Source organism: Ruegeria sp. SCP11, assembly GCF_040329455.1.
Taxonomy (GTDB): Bacteria; Pseudomonadota; Alphaproteobacteria; order Rhodobacterales; family Rhodobacteraceae; genus Ruegeria; species Ruegeria atlantica_E.
Genome location: NZ_JBDZYG010000049.1, coordinates 1 through 1,137, shown reverse-complemented (window position 1 = coordinate 1,137; position 1,137 = coordinate 1). Strand labels below are relative to the sequence as shown.

The 1,137-nt window shown below is 57.1% G+C and carries 1 protein-coding gene; it reads right to left on the bottom strand.

Annotation, left to right across the window (positions count from 1 at the left end):
• The coding region (locus ABLN94_RS24560) for a hypothetical protein (RefSeq protein WP_352997340.1) at window positions 1–1,137 on the bottom strand (1,137 nt) is incomplete at both ends.

Below are 1,137 nucleotides of genomic sequence, written 5' to 3'. Positions count from 1 at the left end.
TCGAAGGTTGCTGAGCTCTGGAAGAATCTGAGCCTATCGTTAGAGCCGCCGCCTCCATCGAAACTTGTCACGCCGCTCCAAGCGGAAGTCGAGTAGACATAGAGCCTGTCCGCGCTGCTCCCCCCCTGGACGGAGTCAGCGCTGCCAGTACCGCGCAGAGAAACACGCCCGCCGCCGTTCCCCAAGTCGACAATCCCTATGCTCGCGGAATCATACAGACGCACCCGGCCATAGCCGCTGCCCAACGAAAGATCTTCGATACGCGACGAACCTCTGAGGTTGACATTGTCGAACCCATCTCCGCCATCAAACGCGGCAACATAGCTGGCCCCGGTCAGATTGGTTAAAGTGTACCCAATTGTATTTAGGATGACCCGGTCATGACTCGCTCCATCTCGCAGCGTGAGGGTCGTATTGCTATTGGCCAGGTTGACGACCTGAATCTCCTCGAACCCGTCGACCTTGACAGGCGAGTTCAGGTCGAACGGGCCACCACCGAACAGTACGAGAGAATCGTCGCCTGTACCGGCATCAAGATCGTCAGATGCATTCAATGTCTGAGCGTTCCCGATGATCTGAATATTCGCGGGATCCGGTCCAATTATATCGGTGCCCGGCGTCAGCGCAGTTTCGACGCTGTTTAAAACATTGATCGTAAACGTTCGGTCCACAAACAACCCTGCGCTATCGGAAACCCGGACATTCACAGTCAAAGTTGGCGTTGCTTCGAAGTCCAGGCCGACCGAACCGACGCGAAGCTCGTCACCGACAATGGTGAACTTGGCGCCATCATCGCCCGGCAAAATAGAATAGGTTAGGGTGTCCATAAAATCGACGTCGTCAGCGCTCAGCACGCCAACCGTCGCACCCGGAATATTCTCAGGCGCGTCTGAGTTGGAAATGTCCAAATCCGTCGGTGCCTCGTTCAGGTCGTTGACGGTGATGACGAATGTTTCGCTATAGGTCAGGGAGCCGGTATCCTCGGCGGTCACTTCGACATTGACCGTGTCCTCGGTCTCGTGATCGAGCGCCTCGCCGGCCTTGAGCTTCAGCTGGCCGGCCACGACTTCGAACCGGGCGTCATCGACGGAGAAGGTATGGCTGTCGCCATCGTCCGGATCCGTCACCGTCAGGTCG